Raw genomic sequence first — 18,677 nt, forward strand, 5'->3', positions numbered from 1 at the left:
GTGCCCTCCGCCGCTTCCGGTGGGAGGGCACCGGGTTCACCGCCGCTGGCGGTCCGCCCAGTCGTGCAGGGCGTCGCTGCGGCCGGCCTGGTCGAGGTTCATGGCGGCCTCGATCAGCGCCAGGTGAGTGAACGCCTGGGGGAAGTTGCCCAGGAACGTCCCGTCGGCGGTCATCTCCTCCGACAGCAGCCCCAGCGGCCCGGTGTGTGCGCAGAGCTTGTCGAAGCGCTCCTGCGCCTCCTCCGAACGGCCCGCCAGGACCAGAGCCGACACCATGTCGAAGGAGCACATCAGGAAAGCGCCCTCGGGTTCGCCGATCCCGTCATCGGTGACCTCGGGGTCGTACCGGTGGATCAGGAAGCCGCCTTCACCGAGCTCCTCCTCGATCCGCTCGAGGGTCGACACCACCCGGGGGTCGTCGCCTTTCAGCAGCCCCAGCAGCGGCAGGTGCAGGGTGGAGGCGTCGACGTTGCGGGCACCGTAGGACTGCACGAAGGAGCCGATCTCCTCGTCGTAGCCGCGTTCCAGGATCTCCTCGCGGACCGCGTCCCGTTCCGTCCGCCACCGCTCCACCGGCGCGTCCGCGTCCTCGCACAGCTCCGCCAGCATGATGCCGCGGTCCAGGCAGGCCCAGGCGTACAGCTTGGAGTACGTCCAGTGACGCTCGTCGGACCGGACCTCCCACACCCCGTGGTCGGGTTCGCGCCAGCGGCCGGCGAGCACGTCCACCATCCGGCGCAGCTCGCTGATCTCCCCGGGAGTGAGGTCGCCCGTCACCTCCTGGTAGACGTAGGCGGCGTCAAGCACGTGGCCGTAGGCGTCCAACTGGTGCTGCTCGAACGCCTCGTTGCCGATCCGCACCGGCCGGGACCCCGCGTACCCGTCCAGGTGGTGCAGGGACTCCTCCTCGACGGCGGTGCCGCCGTCCAGCGTCAGCATCGGCTTCAGCTTGTCCTCTCCGAGCGCGCAGTTCGCCAGGAGGAAGTGCAGGTAGCGGCCGGCTTCTTGGGCGTGGCCGAGGCGCAGCAGGACCAGGACGACCAGCGCCGCGTCACGGTGCCAGACGTAGCGGTAGTCCCAGTTGCGCCGGCCGCCGATCCACTCGGGCAGCGAGGTGGTGGGCGCGGCCAGCAGACCGCCGGTTTCGTCGAGCAGCAGCCCGCGCAGCACGACGGCGCTCTGCCGGACCTGCTTCTCGGCCACCCCGTGGTAGTCGGCCCGGTCCGACCAGGCCTGCCAGGCATCCGTCGCCTCGCTCAGCAGCCGCTCAGCGGTCGCCCGGTCCATCCGGCGGCTGGGCCCCCCGCGGTAGCCCAGGGCGAGCACCGCGGCATCCCCGGCGGCGAGCTCCACCACCGAGCCGGCGGTGCCGTCCTCGGCGACCACCGGGGCCGGCTCGCCGGCGAGCCACAGGGCGCCGTCCCCGGAGACCAGCGCCTCCCCGGCGTCGGTCCAGTGGACCTCGCCGCGGCCGTAGTCCGGCCGGGCGTCGGTGCGGAAGCGGACCGTGGCCCGCCCGGACTCGCAGCGCACCAGCCGCACCAGCATGCCTTCGGACACGATGCCCCGGTCTCCGGCCGCCGCGGCCGGTTTGACGGCCAGGAAGTCGTGACCGACGAGTGTGCCGTGCGGGGCCTGCCAGCGGCTCTCCAGCACCAGGCTGTCGCCGACGTATCGGCGTTCGGGAGGGTCCGCCCCGTCCACCGTCAGTTCCCAGCCGCCGGTCGAACGGTCGAGTATCCGGGTGAACAGGCCGGGCCCGTCGAAGCGCGGCACGCACATCCACTCGGCAGTGCCGTCCGGCCCGATGAGGGCCGCGGTGTGGCAGTCGGAGAGGAACGCGTACGCACTGATCGGCGGGTAGCCGCCGGGCCCGGCGCTCACGAGCCCACCTTCGGCAGCACGTGCTCGCCGAACGTTTCGACGAACGCCACCTGATCGGCGGCGACCTGATGGAGCATCACCCGGTCGAAGCCCTCCCCGGCCCGCACGATCCAGTCGGCGTGCTCGGACAGATCGTCCGACACATGGACGTACGGCTCCACATCCCCCGGGGTGAGGAAACGTGCGGCTTGTTCGAAGTGCACCGGCTGGGCGATCTCCCACCCGACATCACTGCCCAGCACCGTCTCCCGCCACTGGTCGTGCGCCGCCTTCAGCGCGGCGTCCCGGCTCCGGTCCCAGGACAGGTGCGCCTGAAGCACCGCCGGGCCGCGCCCTCCCGCGTCCCGGTAGGCGGCCAGGGTGTCCTGATGGGCGTCCCCGGGCTGGTTGACGGTGATCAGGCCGTCCGCCCAGTCCGCGTGCCGGGCCGCCGTCGCGGGCGTCACGGCGGCGGTGAGCAGCGCCGGCGGCTGCTCGGGGCGGGTCCACAGCCGGGCTTGCTCGACCCGCACCAGCCCGTCGTGGCTCACCGTCTCCCCGGCGAAGAGGGCGCGCATGATGTCCACGCACTCCACCAGCCGGCGCATCCGGTCCTCCTTGGACGGCCACCGGTCGCCGGTGATCTGCTCGTTGAGCGCCTGCCCGCTGCCCAGCGCCAGCCACAGCCGGCCGGGGTACATCTGCGTCAGCGTCGCCGCCGCCTGCGCCAGTACGGCCGGGTGGTACCGCTGGCCCGGAGCGGTGACCACACCCATCGGCAGTGCGGTGGCCTCCAGGGCTGAGCCCAGCCACGACCAGGCGTGGCCGGACTGCCCCTGACGGCTGCTCCACGGCGCGAAATGGTCCGAGCACATACCGGAGGTGAAGCCCGCGGCCTCCGCCGCACGCAGCGCGTCCAGCAGCGCCCGGGGTGTGAACTGTTCGTGGGAGGCGTGGAATCCGTACTCCGTCATCGCGATGCTCCTTGTCGCAGCAGGGCTCTGGCGGGCGCACCGTCGCCGCCGGTGATGCGCAGCGGCAGACAGCACAGTTCGTAGGCTCCGCCGGGTGTCCGGGAGAGGTCCAGCCCTTCGAGTACGGCGATGCCCGCGCTCAGCAGGGTGCGGTGGGTCTCGGGGTTGTCGATGCCCTCGCCGCCGATGGAGAGGTAGTCGATGCCGACCGCCGCGACCCCGAGCGCGGCCAGATGACGGGCACCGTCGGCGGTGAGATGGGCGTAGCCGGGGTCGAACTCCCGCCGGTACCAGTCGTGCGCGGAGTTGTCCGTCCGCAGCAGTACCCGGTCGCCCGCCACCAGGGTGAACCGCCCGAGTTGGGCGGCTCCCACCCGTCGGACGCCGGGGATGTCCAGCACCTTGGCGGGGCCGGTCAGCCGGTTCAGGTCCATGCTGTCGACGCCGTCGCCGTCCGCCAAGAAGTGGGCGGGGGCGTCGACATGGGTTCCGGTGTGGGTCGACAGGTGCAGGGCGCTGAGGGTGGCGTCATCCCCCTGGGACACGTCGGACACGCGCTCCCGCCGGAAGCCGGGCGTGCCCGGGAACACCGTGAGCCCGTCGTCGACCGGCACGCTGATATCTGTCCAGGGCGCAGCGGCCCCCGCCGGAGAAGTCATGCCTCCCGGTTCTCCCGGCCCTCCGGTGTCAAACCTGCCCGCGGACAGGCACTGCCGGGACATATCGCTCGTCCGTCGGGGTACGCAGGGCGCGGTCCGGCCTCTTCCGGACGAGTGAACCCGCCGTCGTCACCCCACAGGAGGGGCCACTGTGACCACCGCGGCCATGCTCATCGTGGTGGCGGGAGCCATCGCCCTGCTGCTTCTGCTCATCATGGGCCTCAAGCTCCACGCCTTCGTCGCCCTGCTGCTCACCAGCGTCCTCGCCGCCCTCGTGCTCGGCATCCCGATGGAGGACGTGGCGGGCACGGTCGAGGACGGCATGGGCGGGGTCCTGGGTACCGTTGCCGTCATCGTGGGCCTGGGTGCCATGTTCGGCCAGGTACTCCGGGTGACCGGCGCCGCCGAACGGATCGCCACCACCCTGGTCGATGCCTTCGGTGAGAAACGGGTGCCCTGGTCGCTGGGTGCCACCGGCCTCATCGTCGCGATCCCGGTGTTCTTCGATGTCGCTCTGGTGCTGCTGATCTCCCTGGTGTACACACTGGCCCGGCGCCTGCGCACCTCACTGCTCGTTATCGCGCTCCCGCTGCTGGCCGGCCTCAGCGCCGGTCACAGTCTCATTCCGCCGACTCCCGGGCCGGTCGCGGCGGCCGGCATCCTGGGGGCCGACCTCGGCTGGGTCATCCTGTTCGGGTTCGCCGGGTCGGTCCCGGCCGTCATCCTCGGCGGTGTTCTGTACGGGCGGTTCATCGGCAACCGGATCGATGTGGGAGTCCCTGCGGGGATGGAGGAGGAGGCCGCCTCCGAAGGGGCGGGCGGCGGGGCCGGGACGGCCGGTGGCGAGGAGGGGGAGCAGCAGCCCGGCGGGCGGGACACCGAGCCCGGTTTCGGGCTGGTGCTCAGCATTCTCGCGGTCCCTCTGCTGCTCATCCTCGGCAACACCCTGGCCGACACCGTCTTCCCCGAGGACGCCCTGCCCACCCGGATCCTCGAACTGGTGGGTGACCCGATCGTGGCACTGATCATCGCGGTGCTCATCGCCTTCTACGTGCTGGGCACCCGCCACGGTCTCGGACGCCAGGAGTTGCAGTCGGTGGCCTCCAAGGCGCTGGAGCCGGTGGGGCTCATCCTGCTGGTCACCGGAGCCGGCGGCGTCTTCGGCGAGGTGCTGGAGGAGAGCGGAGTCGGCGAGGCGCTGGAGGACGTGCTCGCCGGCACCGCTCTCCCGGTCATCCTGCTCGCCTTTGTCGCCGCGGCGCTGCTGCGGATCTGCCTCGGTTCGGGCACCGTCGCCACCGTGACGGCCGCCGCCGTCGTCGCGCAGACCGTCGAGGCCGGAGACTTCTCGGCCCCGATGCTGGGCGCCCTCGTCGTGGCCATCGGGGCCGGAGCCACCGTGCTCTCCCACGTCAACGACTCCGGGTTCTGGCTGGTCAACCGCTTCCTGGGGTTGACCGAGAAGCAGACCCTGCAGACCTGGACGGTGATGCAGACGCTCATGGGGGTGGCGGCCTTCCTCACCGTCTTCCTGCTCAGTCTCTTCCTGTGAGCGCGACCCGTGGTCAGGGCCAGGTGTAGAAGCCCTGGCCGGTCTTCCGCCCGAGCTCCCCGCGGGCGACCTTCTCGCGCAGCAGCCGCGGAGGTGCGAACCGCTCGCCGAGCGTGGCGTGCAGATGCTCGGCGATGGCCAGCCGGACGTCGAGCCCGACCAGGTCCGTCAGCCGCAGCGGCCCCACCGGGTGGCGGTAGCCGAGTGTCATGGCCCGGTCGATCGCCTCCGCTTCCGCGACGCTCTCCTCCACCATCCGGATCGCCTCCAGGCCGAGCGCGACCCCGAGCCGGCTGCTGGCGAAGCCCGGCGAGTCCCGGACGACGACCTCCTGTTTCCCCAGCGCCCGGCACCAGGACAGGGCCGCGGAGACGGTCCGCTCCTCGGTGTCCGGGGCGACCACGATCTCGACCAGCGCGGACGCCGGTACCGGGTTGAAGAAGTGCATGCCGAGGAACCGCCCCGGACGGTTCAGCGCCGCGCTCAGTTCGGTGACGGAGAGGGAGCTGGTGTTGGTGGCGAGGACGGTCCGTTCGTTCACCACCCGCTCCGCCGCCGTCAGCAGCCGGGCCTTCAGTCCCGGAGTCTCCGGAACGGCCTCGACCACCAGTTCGGTGTCGGCGGGCAGAGATTGAACGGCCGTCACCATGCTGACCCGGTCCAGAACCTGCTCGGCCGGCTTGGGCAGCTTGCCCCGCTCGGCGGCCCGCTCCAGCCCGGCGGCGACCCGCGCCAGCGCCGCGGCGGCAGCCGCGCGGTCGTTCTCCACCACCACGACGGTGGAGCCCGCGGTGGCGAACGACTGGGCGATGCCGGCTCCCATCCGGCCCCCGCCGATCACGCCCACCGTGTGTGGCGACTCGGACATGCGTGACTCCTCCCGCTCGGAATGCCGCTCACCCTATCCCGGACCGAATGATCGGTAGGCAGCGGACGCCTGTGGTCCGGCCGTCTGCCGTCCGGCCGGATCCGGGCGGGGACCGTAGGCTGGAAGACGGACCCGGCGACCGGAGGTGGCCCATGAGCATCGGACTGCTGCGCGCGGTCGCAACCGCCACGGCCGGGTGCGGAGCCGCCGTGTCACGCGGAGCCGGACCGCTCGGAGCGGGGCTCACCGGGGAGACCGTCCGGTGAGCACGGCACCCCGCCCGCCCGGGGAGCGGGCCCCGGACGCCGGCCGGCCCCCGCGCTGCCTGGTCACCGGTGCGACCGGCTACATCGGGGGCCGGCTCGTGCCCCAGCTGCTGGACGCCGGCCATCCTGTCCGCTGCCTGGCCCGCACGCCCGCCAAGCTGCGCGACCACCCGTGGGCCTCCCAGGTGGAGATCGCGGCGGGGGATGTCACGGACGCGGAGTCGGTACGGGCCGCGATGGACGGCGTCGACATCGCCTACTACCTGGTGCACGCGCTGGGCACCGGGCCGGACTTCGAGGAGACCGACCGGCGGGCGGCCCGCATCTTCGGTGAGCAGGCCCGGGCCGCCGGGGTCCACCGGGTGATCTACCTGGGCGGACTCACCCCCGCCGGAGTGCCGGAGAGCACCCTCTCCCCGCATCTGCGCTCCCGCGCCGAAGTGGGCCGCATCCTGCTGGAAAGCGGGGTGCCGACCGCAGTGCTGCGGGCAGCGGTGATCATCGGTTCGGGGTCCGCCTCCTTCGAAATTCTCCGCTACCTCACCGAACGTCTGCCCGTGATGGTCACCCCGAGCTGGGTGAGGAGCCGGATCCAGCCCATCGCGGTCCGCGACGTCCTGCGCTACCTGGTCGGCTGTGCCCAGCTGCCCGCCGAGGTGAGCCGGAGTTTCGACATCGGCGGCCCCGACATCCTCACCTACCACGAGATGATGCAGCGCTATGCGGCGGTTGCCGGACTGCCCCGGCGGATCATCCTCCCCGTGCCGGTCCTCTCACCGAGGCTGTCCGGGCTGTGGATCGGTGCGATCACACCGGTGCCGGGCGCTCTGGCCCGCCCGCTGGCGGTCTCGCTGCGCCACGAGGTGGTGTGCACCGAGCACGACATCACCCGCTGGATCCCCGATCCGCCGGACGGCCCCATGGGCTTCGAGGAAGCGCTGCGGCTCGCCCTGAAACGGGTCAGGGAGGCGGAAGTGGCCACCCGCTGGTCCTCGGCGGCGTTCCCCGGCGCGCCGAGTGACACACTGCCCACGGATCCCGACTGGGCGGGCGGCAGCCTGTGCACCGATGTACGGGAGCGCACGGTGCACGCCTCCGCCGAGGAGCTGTGGCGGGTCATCGAGTCGATCGGCGGGGAGAACGGCTGGTACTCCTTCCCGCTGGCCTGGTCGGTCCGCGGAACGCTGGACCGGCTCTTCGGCGGAGTGGGACTGCGCCGGGGACGCCGCGACGCCGCGCACCTGCGGGTGGGCGACTCCCTGGACTTCTGGCGGGTCGAGGAGATCGAGCCCGGCCGCCTCCTCCGGTTGCGGGCCGAGATGCGGCTGCCGGGAGCGGCCTGGTTCGAGCTGTCGGTGGAGCGCGGACCCGCCAACGGAGTGCGCTACCGGCAACGGGCGCTCTTCCACCCGAGAGGGCTGCTCGGCCAGCTCTACTGGTGGGGGGTGTCGCCCTTCCACGCGCTGGTCTTCGGCGGTATGGCCCGCAACCTCGCCCGGCGCGCGGAATCCGGCCGGCCCGCCGGGTGGTCCCGGCGGCGGGCGGCCGCCCGCACCCACCGCTGAGCCGGCGCGAGCCGGGGCCCGGTCGGGTGACGGGAAGCTGCGGGGCCTCTCGTTGGTTGAAAATGGTATGAAACAGGTACGCGTCGTTGTCGTCGGCGCCGGGCAGGCGGGACTGTCGAGCGCCTTCCATCTGCTGCGCCGGGGGTACGTGCCGGGCCGGGACTTCGTGGTGCTTGACCATGCGCCGGGCCCGGGCGGGGCATGGCAGTTCCGCTGGCCCACCCTCACCTACGGCAAGGTGCACGGCATGCACGCCCTGCCCGGCCGGGAGCTGACCGGAGCCGATCCCGGCCGTCCGTCCTCGGAGATCATCAGCGACTATTTCGCGGATTACGAGGAGACCTTCGGGCTGCCCGTAATCCGGCCGGTGGACGTCACCTCCGTGTCCGGTACCCGGGGCGGCCGGCTGCTGGTGGAGACCTCCAGGGGGCCGTGGACGACCGAGGCACTGATCAACGCGACCGGTACCTGGGAGCGTCCCTTCCAGCCCCGCGTCCCGGGCCGGGAGAGCTTTCGCGGCCGGCAACTGCACACGGTGCGCTATCCCGGCCCCGAGCCGTTCGCCGGCCGGCGGGTGATCGTCGTCGGTGGTGGCACCTCGGCCGTCCAGCACCTCCTGGAGATCGCCGGAACCGCGGCAGGCACCACCTGGGTGACCCGGCGGCCCCCGGTCTTCCGGGAGGACGACTTCGGCGAGGAGCAGGGGCGGGCCGCCGTCGCCCTGGTCGAGGAGCGCGTCCGGGACGGACTGCCGCCGCAGAGCGTGGTGTCCGCGACCGGGCTGCCGATGAACGAGGAGATGCGGCAGGCCAGGGAGAGCGGCGTCCTGGACCGCCTGCCGATGTTCCACCGGATCACCCCCGGGGGCGTGGAGTGGCGTGACGGCCGCAGGATCGAGGCGGACACGCTCCTGTGGGCCACCGGTTTCCGGGCAGTCCTCGGCCACCTGGCCCCGCTGCGGCTGCGGGAACCGGGCGGCGGGATCCGGCTGGACGGCACCAGGACCGTCCGTGACCCGCGGATTCACCTGGTGGGCTACGGCCCTTCGGCCAGCACGGTGGGCGCCAACCGGGCGGGCCGGGCGGCGGTCCGCGACATCGATGCCCTGCTCGCCGGGGACGGCGGCGGGCGCCCGGAAGCCGAAGCCTCCCGGGCTGTGCCGCAGTCGGTCTGACGGAGGGCGGCAGGCGCAGCCCGGGCCACCGGCTGCGCGCAACGGTCAGGGTGTTCCGCGCACCTCGAAGCGGGCCAGTCCCTCCGGCTCCTCCTCGTGCACCGTCACCGCACTGACCTCGGCAGCGGGCGGGCCGGCCCGGGCCCACCCGACCAGGTCCCCGACCTGCTCGGCGGTGCCCTCGAAAACGGCTTCCACTCGGCCGTCCGGCAGGTTCCGCACCCAGCCGGCGACGCCACGCGCCTCGGCGGTGGTCCGGCAGGCGTCCCGGAAGAACACCCCCTGCACCCGCCCTTCCACCTCCACCCGCCTGCGTGTCCGCACGTCCGCACCTCCTCCTGTCCCGCGTACCCGGCCCCACTGCTCCGCCGGCGACGTGCCACGGCCGTCAGTGTTTCGCCCTGCTCGGCTGCACCCGCTTCGGTTCACCCGCCATCTTCGGATGATCCGGTGGGTAGGGGAGATCGCCCAGACCGCGGTCCCGCTGGTCCCGTTCGGCCAGTTCCAGCACGTCGTCCAGCCGGAAGGCGTGCTCCTCCAGACCGGAGTGCACGTCACCGAGGTCGGCGTAGCGCACCGGCATGCTCGCCAGGTCGAAGTCCTCCGGACGGGCGTCGTCGAGCTCCTCCCAGCGCAGCGGCGCGGAGACCTGCGCCCGGGGGTGCGGGCGTACGGAGTACGCGCTTGCCACGGTCCGGTCGCGGGCCGTCTGGTTGTAGTCCACGAAGATCTTCGCGCCGCGTTCCTCCTTCCACCACGCGGTGGTGATGCGCTCCGGCGCCCGTCGTTCCAGTTCCCTGCCGAGGGCGATCGCCGCCCGCCGCACCTCGGTGAACGTCCGCTCCGGGACCAGCGGTACCAGGACGTGCACCCCGCGGCCCCCCGAGGTCTTCGGCCACCCGCTCAGCCCCAGCTCCGCCAGCAGCGCCCGCAGCTCGCCGGCCGCCCGCACCACATCCCCGTAGTCGGTTCCCGGCTGCGGATCCAGGTCGATGCGCAGCTCGTCCGGGCGCTCGGTGTCCGCTCTGCGCACCGGCCAGGGGTGGAAGGTCAGACAGCCCAGGTTCGCCGCCCACAGCACCGCCGCTGTCTCCGTGGGGCAGATTTCGTCCGCCGAGCGGCCGCTGGGGAACGCGATGCGCGCGGTGGGGATCCATCCGGGCAGGTTCTTCGGCGCCCGCTTCTGGAAGAACGAGCTGCCGGTCACTCCGTCGGGGTAGCGCTCCAGGGTCGTCGGCCGGTCCCGCAGCGCGCGCAGGATGCCGTCCCCCACGGCCAGGTAGTACCGCGTCACGTCCAGCTTGGTGAAGCCCCGCTCGGGGAAGTAGACCTTGTCCGGATGGGACAGCCGCACGGTCCGCCCGCCGACGTCGATCTCCAGCGTCTCTGCCATACCCGCCACGCTAGGCCGCTCCGCGCGCGCTCGCCTGTCGACAGGCGAGCGCGCGCGGAGCGCCCCACAATCCAGAGCATGGACCTCCCGGTGATGCCTCCTGTGAAGCCGATGCTCGCCCGGGCGGCATCGAAGATCCCGCCCGGCATGATCTACGAGGCCAAGTGGGACGGTTTCCGGGCCCTGGTCTTCCGGGACGGTGACGAAGTGGAGATCGGAAGCCGCTCCTGCAAGCCGCTCAACCGTTACTTTCCGGAACTGGTCACCGCGCTGCGTGCCGAGCTGCCCCCGCGGTGCGTGGTGGACGGTGAGATCGTGGTGGCCCGCGAGGGCAGGCTCGACTTCGAGGTGCTCCTCGAGCGCATCCATCCCGCCGACTCCCGCGTGCGGATGCTGGCGGAACGCACCCCCGCGAGTTTCGTCGCCTTCGACCTGCTGGCGCTGGACGACGCGTCGCTGATGGAGGCGCCGACGCGGGACCGCCGGGCGCTCCTCACCGAGGCGCTCCGGGAAGCTCGCGATCCGGTGTTCACCGCCCCCGCCACCGGGGACCTCGACCTGGCCCGGCGGTGGTTCCGGGAGTTCGAGGGTGCGGGTCTGGACGGGGTGATGGCGAAACGGCCCGATAAGCCCTACCGGCCGGACGAGCGCCTGATGGTGAAGATCCGGCACGAACGCACGGCCGACTGCGTCGTGGCGGGGATGCGGCTGCACAAGAGCGGCCCGGTCGTCGGGTCGCTGCTGCTGGGGCTCCACGACGAGGCCGGCCGGCTGCAGCACGTGGGGGTCTGTGCCTCGTTCCCGATGGCCCGCCGGAAACAGCTGATGGCAGAGCTGGAGCCCTACTTCATGGACACCTATCAGGGGCACCCCTGGGCCGACTGGGTGCGGGAGGAGGCGCACGCGCAGAGCCGGATGCCCGGCGGTCCCAGCCGGTGGGGCGGGAAGAAGGACCCGGCCTGGGTGCCGCTGCGGCCGGAGCTGGTGTGCGAGGTGGCGTACGACCACATGCAGGGCGACCGCTTCCGGCACACCACGCAGTTCCGCCGGTGGCGGCCCGACCGGCAGCCTTCGGAATGCGGCTACGCCCAGCTGGAGCAGCCGGTCACCTTCGACGTCACCCGGATGCTGCGGGAGGGGTCCGGCTGAGTCCCGGAGCCCTCCCGCGGCATTCCGGCGGGCTGCGGCGCGCATCCCACCGGCGGCAGTGTGCGGCCGGTCACCCGCGGTAGCGGGCCTCCACCTGCCCGTCGACTGTACGGGTCTCGAACACCGGCTGCGGAGCAGTGGCCGGGCCGCGGACGTTCCAGCCGTCCGAAAGCCGGAAGACGCTTCCGTGCCACGGGCACTCGATGCATCCGTCGGTGATCTCGCCCTGCGAGAGGGGCCCGTCCTGGTGGCTGCACCGGTCGGCCAGCGCGTGCAGGGTGCCGTCCGCCTCCCGGACGACGACGATCGGGACTTCGCCGACGGTGCAGCGCACCGGGTGCCCCACCGGGAACGTCTCCGTGCCGCCGATCCAGTGCCAGCCCGGTTTCACCACATGCGCGACATCGTCGGCGTGGTTGACGGCCGCGGCCTGGCGGAAGGAGAGATGGCCCCCCAGGACGCCTCCCACGCTCACCGCGGTCAGGCCCGCGAAGGACAGTGCGCGCCCCCGGGCGTGCCGTCCGCGCAGCCGGGCGAGGAACGACCCGGCGTAGAGGAGGACACCCACCTGGTTGCTCACCGCGTGCACCAGGCCCACCCGCTGCTGGTCCGGGTGCAGCTCCGCCCAGTCGACCCAGCCCGCCAGAGCGGCCGGGCCCGCACTGGCCAGTCCCGTACCCACGAGGATGCCGGCGGCCCGGCGCTGCCCGGGCATCAGGTCGAGCACCGCGGCGGACATCCAGGCACCGATCGGCACCTGGACCATCATCGGGTGCACGGCGTGGCCGAGCCACCTGCCGTGCAGGACGTCCCGGGCGCCGCCCAGCGGCAGCGCCCGTACGGCTCGACCCGCGACAGCGGTCGCCGGGTCCAGCAGCCGGGTCGACTCCAGCCACCCGACCGCGGCCATCACCCGCCCCGGGCGCTCCGGGTCGGGCAGGACGCGGCGCAGGGCGGAGGACGCGCTGCGCAGAGCAGGGGCGAGGGTGCCGTTCATGTTCCGGGTAGTGACCATAAAACCCGGTGCCCCTGCTGCCCGTCCGGTAAACGAGGCAGCGGGCCGAACGGCGTAACTCAGCCCGCAGTTACCCGGAACAACTACTTCCACGGGACGACGTCTTGACGGGGCGTGCGCGACCCCTCACGATGCAGTGGGATGCATGGGAGCGCTCCCAAGGGTGGGTGGGGCCGCAGTGCCGGCCTTGCCCTGCCCTGTCCATCCGTCGTAGGGAAGGACCCGAGCCGTGACCCGTCAACCCCCCACAGAGCCTCGCGCCCAGGACCGCACGCGCCGTGGCAGACCATTGATGCTGGGTGCCGCCGCCCTCGCCGGTGTGCTCGGCGGTGTGCTCGCCGTACCGGCGATCGGCGCCGAGCAGGACGAAGCGCCCGAGCAGATCGTGAACGGTGACTTCTCCGACGGCACCACCGGCTGGTGGTGGACCGAGAACGCCCCCGGCACCGTCGAGGACGGCCGGCTCTGCGTGGAGGTGCCGGACGACACGGCCGACCCCTGGGACGCCATCGTCGGCCAGGACGACCTGGCGCTCGTCGCAGGGGAGAGCTACACCCTCACCTACACCGCGAGCTCCACGCTGCCGATCATCTCCCGTACCAACGTGCAGCTCGCGGAGGAACCCTGGACCACCGATCTGGCGGCCGCGGACCTGGTCGGTGACACCGCGGAGACCCACACCCACGTCTTCACCGCGGCGGCGGACAACGATGCCGCCCAGCTCGCGTTCCAGATCGGCGGCGGCGCCGAGGCCTACACCTTCTGCCTGCAGGACGTCTCCCTGCGCGGCGGCGCAGAGCCGCCCACCTATGAGCCCGACACCGGCTCGCCGGTACGGGTGAACCAGGTCGGCTACCTGTCCGACGGGCCGAAGACCGGCACCGTGGTCACCGACTCCGTCGCGCCGCTGGCCTGGAGCCTGCGGGATGCCGACGGCACCGAGCGGGCGAGCGGCAACACCGTCCCGGTGGGTGAGGACCCGACCTCCCGGGAGAACGTCCACACCTTCGACTTCAGTGGCATGACCGAACCGGGTGAAGGCTTCACCGTCACCGTGGAGGGGGAGACCAGCGTGCCCTTCGCCATCGGCGAGGGTCTGTACTCCACCCTGCGCACCGACGCGCTCGCGTACTTCTACCACAACCGCAGCGGCATCGAGATCGAGGCGGACCTGGTCGGCGAGGAGTACGCCCGCCCGGCCGGTCACGTCGGGGTGGCACCCAACCAGGGTGACTACGAGGTCCCCTGTGCGCCGGGGGTGTGCGACTACAGCCTGGACGTCTCCGGAGGCTGGTACGACGCCGGGGACCACGGTAAGTACGTCGTCAACGGCGGCATTTCCGTCGCCCAGGTGATGGCGACCTATGAGCGGACCCTCACCACCGAGGGCACCGGCGGCGAGGCGCTGGGTGACGGGAAGCTCCGGGTGCCCGAGGGCGGCAACGGAGTGCCGGACATCCTCGACGAGGCACGCTGGCAGATGGACTTCATGATGCGCATGCAGGTTCCCGAGGGCGAGCCGCTCGCGGGCATGGCGCATCACAAGATGCACGACCGCGCCTGGACCGGGCTGCCGCTGCTCCCGCACCGTGACCCGCAGCCGCGTGAGCTGCGCCCGCCCTCCACCGCCGCCACGCTCAACCTGGCCGCGAGCTCCGCGCAGTGCGCCCGGCTGTTCGAGCCCTACGACGCGGACTTCGCCGCCCAGTGCCTGGAGACGGCCCGCACCTCCTGGGCAGCGGCGCAGGCCAACCCGGCCCGCTACGCCGACCCGAACGACGGACAGGGCGGTGGCGCGTACAGCGACCGGAACGTCACCGACGAGTTCTACTGGGCCGCCGCCGAGCTGTTCATCACCACCGGTGAGAACACCTTCCGGCAGGCCGTTCTCGACTCCCCGCTGCACGGCGACACCGACGCCGTCTTCCCCCGCGGCGGCATGTCCTGGGCGGACACCGCCGGCCTGGGCGCACTCAGCCTGGCCACCGTGCCCAACGACCTGACCGAGGGGCAGCTCGCCGGCGTCCGGGCCATGGTCACCGAGGCCGCCGACGGCTACGCCGCCGATTCCGTGGCCGCGGCGTACGGCGTGCCGTACGCCCCGTCCGACGGCAGCTACGTCTGGGGCTCCAACAGCCAGGTCCTCAACAACATGGTGGTCATGGCCACGGCGCACGACCTCACCGGTGACGTGACCTACCGCGACTCGGTGCTGCGCGGCATGGACTACCTGCTGGGCCGCAACCCGCTGAACCTGTCGTACATCACCGGGTACGGCGAGCGGTACGCCAAGAACCAGCACCACCGGCACTGGGCGAACCAGCTCGACCCCAGCCTCCCCAACCCGGCACCCGGATCGGTGGCCGGCGGTCCGAACAGCAGCATTCAGGACCCCGTCGCACAGGAGCGGCTGCAGGGCTGCGCCCCGGCGATGTGCTACGTCGACCACATCGAGTCCTGGGCCACCAACGAGATCACCATCAACTGGAACGCCCCGCTGTCCTGGGTTGCCTCCTATCTCGACGACCTCGACTCGGAGGACGGCGGCGACAACGGCGATGGCGGCGACAACGGTGACGGGGCCTCGGCTTGCCAGGTCACCTACGCCACGGACCGCTGGTCCGGTGGCTTCACCGCACATGTGTCGGTCACCAACACGGGCACCCAGGAACTCAGCCCGTGGGAGCTGACCTGGTCGTTCGCCGATGACCAGCGCGTCACCCACGCGTGGAGCGCGGAGGTCCGGCAGAACGGGCGCGACGTCGTCGCCGGGCCCGTGAGCTGGAACTCCACGCTGCCGCCCGGCGGCACGGTGAGCTTCGGGTTCAACGGGACCTCCACCGGAACGGTGGCGGACCCGGCCGCCTTCTCTCTGAACTCGGCGACCTGTCGGGCAGAGTGATCCGCTGACCACTCCCCGCCCCCACCGGCGGCCGGGGCCTCGTCCCTCACCGGACGACGCCCCGGCCGTTCGCCTGTTCCGGGCACCCGGCGGCGCGGGCAGCGGACCGTAGTGGACACCGCCGGCCGGAGTGCCACTGTCAGGAGGTGTGCCGGCGCCGCAGCCGCACGAGGGCGAGCAGCATGCCGACGGTGGCCAGTCTGCGCACCACCGTTCTGCGCCGCCCGTGAAAACCCCCGTGCACCGTTCCCGGTCCGGCGGCGGGGGAGTGCAGATTCCCCGCCGCGCGCGGAGCCGTCCACTTCCGCGACAGGTGAGCACGGTTCACCTGGACGGCGAGCGCCCGTTCGGTCAGCCGGGGGGCGAACTTGTACTGCAGGGCCAGAGCGCGGCCCGCCGTACCGACCACCACTTCCCTGCGCGGTACCCGCATCAGGTCCACGATCGTCCGCGCCACCCGCTCCGGCGCGTACACCGGCGGCATCGCCCGGACCTTCCGGCCCGAATAGTTCGCGGCCTGGCCGAACAGCGGGGTGTCGATGCCCGACGGCAGCACGGCGCACACCTTGACGCCGGACATCTTCTCCAGCCGCACTTCCTGCCGCAGCGCCAGACTCAGTGCGCGCACGGCGAACTTGCTCATGGTGTAGGGGACGGCGTACGGCTGCGGGATGACACCGACCACGGAGGCGACGTTCACCAGCACCCCGTGCCGCTGCTCGCGCATGACTTCCAGGGCGGAGCGGCACCCGTGCACATACCCCATCACGTTGATGTCCAGCACCCGCCGCATGTCCTCCAGCGGGATGTCCTGGAACGCGCCGAAGGCGCTGACACTCGCGTTGTTGACCCAGCCGTCGATACGTCCGAAGCGGTCCACCACCCGCTGGGCCAGCCCGTCCACCGCGGCCGCGTCGGTGACGTCCAGTGCCACGGGCAGTGCTTCCGCGCCATGCTTCTCCCGGCACTCCTCGGCTACGGTCTCCAGAGCCTCCGCCCGGCGCGCGACGAGCACCACCACGGCACCGGCACGGGCGAAGGACAGGGCGGCCGCCCGGCCGATTCCGCTCGATGCCCCGGTGATCACGATCACGCTTCCTCTGACCCGCATGGATGCTCTCCTCGCTCCTTCAGCACGCTGGAGGCCGGAACATGCCTTCGCCCGGAGCTCCGCGTCCCGGCTTCCGGCCGGCGCCGGGACGCGGAGTGACCGGCCGGCCTCAGCTGCGGCTGAACATCGAGCTCTCCTTCTGCTCGTAGTGGGCGAGGGCCAGGCCGAGGCCGAAGAACGTGGGGGCCCACTCGCCCACGAAGATGCCCCATCGGTCAGCCCGGTCCAGCCCGGCCTTCTCCGTCTTGAGGGACAGCATCCAGGAAGTGAAGGACAGGCCGATCGAGACGAAGGCCGCGTTGTAGGCGTGGTCGCTGCGAACGCCGGCCTCGTGCATCTTTTTGATGATCATGTTGCTCCTCAGGGGGGAGAAGTCGGTCGAACGTTCGGAGTCCCCCGACAGCGCGCAACAAAGCCTGATTTCCGGACATCGGAAGGTTTTCCACCCGTACGGCGCAGTCCCGGGTGCCCGCCCGGGGATACCTCTCGTTGGGCCCGGACTGCGTTGACCGCCCCCATCGTGATCCCGGGCGGCACGAGGAGTACCTCGCTCTCCCGGGTACGCCGGCGAGGCATGAGGGTGGCCGTCGTGACTCACCCACGGTGCCGCCTGTCGTTCGCTCAGAGTTGACCCGGCTCGTGCTGTTCGAGGGGCTGACGAGGGCAGGGCTGTCGAGCGGCAGGCTCTGCGTGCCGGACGTCTGCTGAACGGCGGGGCAGTCAGATCTCCGGCGCGGCCGGGCGCGGTGCACGGACGAGGAGTGCTGCCACCGCCACCAGCAGGGGCAGCGCGGCGAAGAAGGGCAGGGCGGTGGTGTAGCCGCCGCTGAGGTCGTAGCCGACGGAGACCGCGAGCGGTCCCAGGGCGCTGGCCCCGATGACCGCGGTGTGGGCGCAGCCGCGGATCGCCCCCAGATGGGCGGTGCCGAAGTAGCGGGGCACGGCGGCGGATTCAACGGCACGCATCATTCCGCCGGACGAACCGAGGATGAGCCCGTAGGCCAGGGCGCTCCAGCCGGGCGTCACGTACATCGCGGCGAGCACACCGGCAGCCAGGGTGAGCATGGCGCCGCAGAGCACCACCTTGGGGGAGAGCCGGTCCAGCAGAGCACCGGCGCCCAGGGTGATGACCAGTACGGCCGCGGTCTGGGGGAGGAAGTTCGCTGCGGCCTCGGTGGCGCTCAGCCCGCGCTCGCCCAGCAGGTCGATCTGGTGGAAGGAGAGGCCGGTGCCGAGCATGCTGCCGGTCGCCATGCAGGTGACGATGACCCAGAACATGCCTGTCCGCAGAGCCGCGCGCAGCGTCCATCCGGTCAGGGCGTCCGTTGCCGTGGCCGGGTCCCGTGGAGGCGTTCCGTCGATGTGCTGGCCGACGTCGGCGGGACGGTTGCGGATGCCCCAGAGGGCGATGGGCAGCACGATGGCCCACACTGCCAGGCCCTGGATCGCCCAGGCTTCGCGCCAGCCGGTGGCGGAGACCAGCCGTTCGAACAGCACGGGCGTGAGCGAGATACCGGCAGTGCCCACCGCTCCGACGATGCCGAGGGCGAAACCGCGCCGCCGTTCGAACCAGTAGGCGACGGTGGTGGTGGCGACGAGCGACAGTGCCCCCTGACCGGCCATCCGGATGCCGACGAAGCCCACGGTCAGGCCCACGATGCCGCTGACCGTGGTCAGGGCGAGCAGCACGCCGCCGAACACCGCCCCGACCGCGGCCATCACCAGCCGCGGTCCGTAGGTGTCGATGGCCCTGCCCACCATGGGCATCGCACAGGCGCCGACCAGGGTCCCGATGAGATACGCGGTGGAGATCTGAGTGCGGCTGATCTCCAGGTCCGCCATCAGCGGGTCGATGATGACCGAAATCCCGTGCGTCTGTCCGGGAGCGGTCATCGCCATCACCACGGCGCTCAGCGCGACGATGCGCCACCCGTGGAACCGGGTGGACGACGGCCGGGCGGCGGCGTCCGCAGCGCTCTTTCCCGCGGGACCGGTGGGCGCGGGCTTGCTCAGGGGTGCCTCCCGAAGTGACGCGGCTGCCGTGTGCCAGTGTGCCCGGTCACCCGGACCCCCTGCCCGGCGTTCCGGTGGCCGGACAGGGGCGGTGGTTCAGTGTGATCTAGCGCGGAACCCCGGGTGTTCACGCCTGAAGTCGGCGCAGACGGCGCGCATGATCTCTTCGCAGC

15 protein-coding genes are annotated in these 18,677 nt (G+C 72.0%); 5 read left to right on the plus strand and 10 right to left on the minus strand.

What is annotated here, in order from left to right; translation table 11 throughout:
* Positions 1-36 precede the first annotated feature (36 nt).
* Genes PJ985_RS19995 through PJ985_RS20005 form a run of 3 tightly spaced genes read right to left on the minus strand, consistent with a single transcriptional unit; the run spans position 37 to position 3,496 of the window.
* Positions 37-1,884, minus strand: a complete 1,848-nt coding sequence (locus PJ985_RS19995; RefSeq protein ID WP_271685234.1) for a glycoside hydrolase family 15 protein — start codon at positions 1,882-1,884, stop codon at positions 37-39.
* Positions 1,881-2,837, minus strand: a complete 957-nt coding sequence (locus PJ985_RS20000) for a TIGR03885 family FMN-dependent LLM class oxidoreductase (RefSeq protein WP_271685235.1) — start codon at positions 2,835-2,837, stop codon at positions 1,881-1,883. The genes PJ985_RS19995 and PJ985_RS20000 overlap by 4 nt, the downstream gene beginning before the upstream one ends.
* Positions 2,834-3,496 (minus strand): cyclase family protein, encoded by a 663-nt coding sequence (locus PJ985_RS20005; RefSeq protein WP_271685236.1) that lies wholly within the window; start codon positions 3,494-3,496, stop codon positions 2,834-2,836. The genes PJ985_RS20000 and PJ985_RS20005 overlap by 4 nt, the downstream gene beginning before the upstream one ends.
* Positions 3,497-3,647: 151 nt before the next feature.
* On the opposite strand from PJ985_RS20005, the gene PJ985_RS20010 reads away from it, so the two are divergent.
* Entirely contained in the window at positions 3,648-5,048 is a 1,401-nt protein-coding gene (locus PJ985_RS20010; RefSeq protein WP_271685237.1) for a GntP family permease, read from the plus strand.
* 13 nt (positions 5,049-5,061) lie between these two features.
* Here the strand turns inward: PJ985_RS20010 and PJ985_RS20015 are convergent, their stop codons facing one another.
* Positions 5,062-5,916 (minus strand): 3-hydroxyacyl-CoA dehydrogenase family protein, encoded by an 855-nt coding sequence (locus PJ985_RS20015; RefSeq protein WP_271685238.1) that lies wholly within the window; start codon positions 5,914-5,916, stop codon positions 5,062-5,064.
* A 262-nt stretch (positions 5,917-6,178) separates the two neighbouring features.
* Here PJ985_RS20015 and PJ985_RS20020 point away from each other — a divergent pair, with 262 nt between their 5' ends.
* Both PJ985_RS20020 and PJ985_RS20025 read left to right on the plus strand, forming a co-directional pair.
* Positions 6,179-7,747: an SDR family oxidoreductase gene (locus PJ985_RS20020; protein WP_271685239.1), complete on the plus strand. Its 1,569-nt coding sequence runs from the start codon at positions 6,179-6,181 to the stop codon at positions 7,745-7,747.
* A 67-nt stretch (positions 7,748-7,814) separates the two neighbouring features.
* Positions 7,815-8,921 carry an NAD(P)-binding domain-containing protein gene (locus tag PJ985_RS20025; RefSeq protein ID WP_271685240.1) on the plus strand — a complete coding sequence of 369 codons (1,107 nt, stop codon included), beginning with the start codon at positions 7,815-7,817 and terminating at the stop codon, positions 8,919-8,921.
* A 45-nt stretch (positions 8,922-8,966) separates the two neighbouring features.
* On the opposite strand, the gene PJ985_RS20030 is transcribed toward PJ985_RS20025, so the two are convergent.
* Together PJ985_RS20030 and ligD are read right to left on the minus strand one after the other, a co-directional pair.
* Positions 8,967-9,245 carry an acylphosphatase gene (locus PJ985_RS20030; RefSeq protein WP_271685241.1) on the minus strand — a complete coding sequence of 93 codons (279 nt, stop codon included), beginning with the start codon at positions 9,243-9,245 and terminating at the stop codon, positions 8,967-8,969.
* A gap of 64 nt (positions 9,246-9,309) precedes the next feature.
* Positions 9,310-10,314, minus strand: coding sequence for a non-homologous end-joining DNA ligase (gene ligD, locus PJ985_RS20035; RefSeq protein ID WP_271685242.1), 1,005 nt, complete (start codon positions 10,312-10,314; stop codon positions 9,310-9,312).
* A gap of 78 nt (positions 10,315-10,392) precedes the next feature.
* On the opposite strand from ligD, the gene PJ985_RS20040 reads away from it, so the two are divergent.
* Positions 10,393-11,463, plus strand: coding sequence for an ATP-dependent DNA ligase (locus PJ985_RS20040; protein ID WP_271685243.1), 1,071 nt, complete (start codon positions 10,393-10,395; stop codon positions 11,461-11,463).
* 70 nt (positions 11,464-11,533) lie between these two features.
* On the opposite strand, the gene PJ985_RS20045 is transcribed toward PJ985_RS20040, so the two are convergent.
* Positions 11,534-12,460 carry a Rieske 2Fe-2S domain-containing protein gene (locus tag PJ985_RS20045; protein ID WP_271685244.1) on the minus strand — a complete coding sequence of 309 codons (927 nt, stop codon included), beginning with the start codon at positions 12,458-12,460 and terminating at the stop codon, positions 11,534-11,536.
* Between the two features lie 310 nt (positions 12,461-12,770).
* Between PJ985_RS20045 and PJ985_RS20050 the strand changes: the two genes are divergently transcribed.
* The gene (locus PJ985_RS20050; RefSeq protein WP_271685257.1) at positions 12,771-15,380 is read left to right on the plus strand and encodes a glycoside hydrolase family 9 protein; all 2,610 of its coding nucleotides are present in this window, start codon (positions 12,771-12,773) and stop codon (positions 15,378-15,380) included.
* Positions 15,381-15,519: 139 nt separating this feature from the next.
* On the opposite strand, the gene PJ985_RS20055 is transcribed toward PJ985_RS20050, so the two are convergent.
* The 3 genes from PJ985_RS20055 to PJ985_RS20065 all read right to left on the minus strand — a co-directional run bounded on the left by PJ985_RS20055 (position 15,520) and on the right by PJ985_RS20065 (position 18,384).
* Complete coding sequence (locus PJ985_RS20055; RefSeq protein ID WP_271685245.1) at positions 15,520-16,491, minus strand: SDR family oxidoreductase; 972 nt, start codon at positions 16,489-16,491, stop codon at positions 15,520-15,522.
* 109 nt (positions 16,492-16,600) lie between these two features.
* A complete protein-coding gene (locus tag PJ985_RS20060) occupies positions 16,601-16,843 on the minus strand; it encodes a hypothetical protein (RefSeq protein ID WP_271685246.1) in 243 nt (80 codons plus the stop codon).
* 368 nt (positions 16,844-17,211) lie between these two features.
* A complete protein-coding gene (locus PJ985_RS20065) occupies positions 17,212-18,384 on the minus strand; it encodes an MFS transporter (RefSeq protein WP_271685247.1) in 1,173 nt (390 codons plus the stop codon).
* Between the last annotated feature and the right edge of the window lie 293 nt (positions 18,385-18,677).

Origin of the sequence: Streptomyces sp. ACA25, assembly GCF_028200735.1 — a bacterium.
Taxonomy (GTDB): Bacteria; Actinomycetota; Actinomycetes; order Streptomycetales; family Streptomycetaceae; genus Streptomyces.